This is a genomic window from Streptomyces olivochromogenes, from assembly GCF_021538895.1.
Lineage (GTDB): Bacteria > Actinomycetota > Actinomycetes > Streptomycetales > Streptomycetaceae > Streptomyces > Streptomyces olivochromogenes_A.
On sequence record NZ_JADDRL010000249.1, the window covers coordinates 1 to 3,148 of the forward strand.

General features: G+C 69.3%; 2 protein-coding genes. Both read left to right on the top strand.

Features of this window, described 5'->3' with window-relative positions:
- Positions 1-745, top strand: a 745-nt coding sequence (locus IPZ69_RS46615) for an RNA polymerase sigma factor SigF (protein WP_235460996.1), incomplete at its 5' end; no start/stop codon positions are given.
- Between the two features lie 265 nt (positions 746-1,010).
- Positions 1,011-1,922 carry an RNA polymerase sigma factor SigF gene (locus IPZ69_RS46620; protein ID WP_235460997.1) on the top strand — a complete coding sequence of 304 codons (912 nt, stop codon included), beginning with the start codon at positions 1,011-1,013 and terminating at the stop codon, positions 1,920-1,922.
- Positions 1,923-3,148: the final 1,226 nt, after the last annotated feature.

Below are 3,148 nucleotides of genomic sequence, written 5' to 3' on the forward strand. Positions count from 1 at the left end.
CGCACTCACCCAGGTGCTCTTCGCCCAGCTCAAGGAACTGCAACCGGGCACGCCGGAGCACAACCGGGTGCGCGGGGCGCTCATCGAGGCCAATCTGCCGCTCGTGCGCTACGCGGCCGCCCGCTTCCGCTCCCGCAACGAACCCATGGAGGACGTGGTCCAGGTCGGCACGATCGGGCTCATCAACGCCATCGACCGCTTCGACCCGGACCGGGGCGTGCAGTTCCCGACCTTCGCGATGCCCACGGTCGTCGGCGAGATCAAACGATACTTCCGGGACAACGTCCGCACGGTCCACGTACCGCGCCGGCTGCACGAGCTGTGGGTCCAGGTCAACAGCGCGACGGAGGACCTCACGACGGCGTTCGGCCGCTCCCCGTCCACCGCCGAGATCGCCGAGCGACTGCGGATCAGCGAGGAGGAGGTCCTCTCCTGCATCGAGGCGGGCCGCTCGTACCACGCGACGTCCCTGGAGGCCGCGCAGGAGGGCGACGGGCTGCCCGGCCTGCTGGACCGCATCGGCTACGAGGACCCGGCCCTGGACGGCGTGGAACACCGCGACCTCGTCCGCCATCTCCTCGTCCAACTTCCCGAACGGGAACAGAGAATCCTTCTCCTGCGCTACTACAGCAATCTCACCCAGTCACAGATCAGCGCGGAACTCGGCGTGTCCCAGATGCACGTCTCGCGGCTACTCGCGCGTAGCTTCCAGCGACTCCGCTCGGCGAACCGGATCGACGCCTAACCGCAAACAGGATCGATTGATCACCGTCACGAGCGATTCGCTCACCGGGGCGGTTCCCGACAGTTGCCAGCCGAAAAGCCGTCAGACCCCCTCTTTCCAGGGCCGATTCGTAACTCACATGTCGACATGTCACTACAGCGTGTTGCCGACATGTGACATTCTGCGGGAAGCGCGTTTGCCGTGGCTCCGGCTCCGGTATTCAGGTGAAGGCTGCGTTCCTTCGAGGGGCGCCGCCGCGACCGTCCCGCGACCCAAAGGGGGTGGCATGTCCGCAGAACAGGGCAGCTCGAAGGTGCTCGCGCCCACGAAAAGCGAGGCAGCGCCCAAGGAGCTCGACGCTCTCGACGTGCTCGACGACGTCACGGCCAAGGCCCTTGAGGCCGCCCCGGCACCGGCCCTCCCGGCCGCCGCCGAGGCCATCGACACCCGCACCCTGTCCCGCTCCCTGTTCCTGCGGCTCGCCGCACTCGACGAGGACAGCCCCGAGCGTGCCTACGTCCGGGACACCCTGATCGAACTCAACCTCCCGCTCGTCCGGTACGCGGCGGCCCGCTTCCGCAGCCGCAACGAGCCGATGGAGGACATCGTCCAGGTCGGCACCATCGGCCTCATCAAGGCCATCGACCGCTTCGACTGCGAACGGGGCGTCGAGTTCCCGACGTTCGCGATGCCGACGGTCGTGGGCGAGATCAAGCGCTTCTTCCGCGACACGTCCTGGTCGGTGCGCGTCCCGCGCCGGCTCCAGGAGCTGCGCCTGGCCCTCACCAAGGCCAGCGACGAGCTGTCCCAGAAGCTGGACCGCTCGCCGACGGTCACCGAACTCGCCGCGGTGCTGGGCGTGTCGGAGGAGGACGTGGTCGACGGCCTCGCGGTCGGCAACGCGTACACGGCGTCCTCGCTGGACTCCCCCGCCCCCGAGGACGACGGCGGAGAGGGCTCCCTCGCCGACCGCCTCGGCTACGAGGACACCGCCCTGGAGGGCGTCGAGTACCGCGAGTCCCTCAAGCCCCTTCTCGCCAAACTCCCGCCCCGCGAACGCCGGATCATCATGCTGCGCTTCTTCGCCAACATGACCCAGTCGCAGATCGGCGAGGAGGTCGGCATCTCCCAGATGCACGTCTCCCGCCTCCTGACCCGCACGCTGGCCCAGCTGCGGGAGGGATTGATCTCGGACTGAGGATCGGCCGAGGGTCGGCCGAGGAGGGGTCGGAGGCGGCCGGAATCCCGGCACACACCTTCCGATTTGACGAAGCGTCAGCCAACATGACCCGATGCTTCGTACGACACGGTCAACACGCTCGACCCGGTCGACGTGGTCGGCATGGACTCATGGCCGCCGAGGCGCCGTTACGGCAGCGTCGGCGGCCGTCGTCTGCGCGGGCGCGCTCCTGACGACGACGTACGGAGACGGACGACGCGACGAGGGCTACGTAGCGGTGGGCCCGGCGGCCGGCACGCCCCAGCCGTCGGGCGGATCGCTTCGCCCGGGGGACCGGGTGAGACTGGTCCCGCTGAAGGAAGAAGGGGGAGCGGAGGAAGCGGAAGGGACGAAGGGAGCGGAGGGAACGGGCTCCACGCCGACGGATGCGACCACATCCAAGGACAAGACCACCCCCGACGCGACTGCCCCCACCTCTGCAGGCGAGGGGACTGGCGACGCACCGACCACTGGGGACAACGCCGACTCCGCACCCCCGGCCCCGGCGCCCTCCCCGTCCTCATCGCCTCCCGCGACGACACCTCCGGGCACTCCGCACCCGCCTCCCGCCCCGGCCGCGCTCACCTGGACGGACCCCGCCCCCACACACGAGCCCAGCGACAAACGCTGGTGCGACAAGGTGACGGCATCCCTCCACAACACCGGCGGAACCGCGGTCCGTTCGGGCACAGTGACTTTCGGAACGCACATCATCGGAGCCCTCGGCATCGACTGGGCGACGATCGAATCGACGGTGCCGTTGCCGACGCCCATCGGCCCCCGCACACGGAAAGACAAGACGTGGACGGTATGCGTCGACGCCTGGCGCGTACCTCTGGGCATGCATGTGGAGACACGGGACGTGTCGGTGGAGTGGGAGTAGGGGGCGAGGGCGGGATGGCGGGATGGCGGTGGCCGTAGAGGCGGTGTGTTCAACAACCGTCATCTGGCAGGTGACCGTGGGGGCCGCCCGCTTCTTGGCCAGTGTCGTGCTTCCGCGCCCCGAGTAAAGGGCGCTCCGCGTCGCCTTCGGCGATCGGCCTACGGCCGACCCTTGACTCGGGCCGCTCCAGCACGGGTGAGAAGCGAGCGAGCGGCCCGGAAGAACGGGTGGCTGGGCGGGGTTCGCGAGCATGGGTCGGCTGCGTTCGCTTCCGGCGTTGACGGGCGCGGTCGCGTCTCGCCTGCACGCCGGGTGGGCTTGG

Coding starts and splice junctions, on each gene's coding strand:
- IPZ69_RS46620 (WP_235460997.1), top strand. CDS start 1,011: ATGTCCGCAGAACAGGGCAGCTCGAAGGTGCTCGCGCCCACGAAAAGC.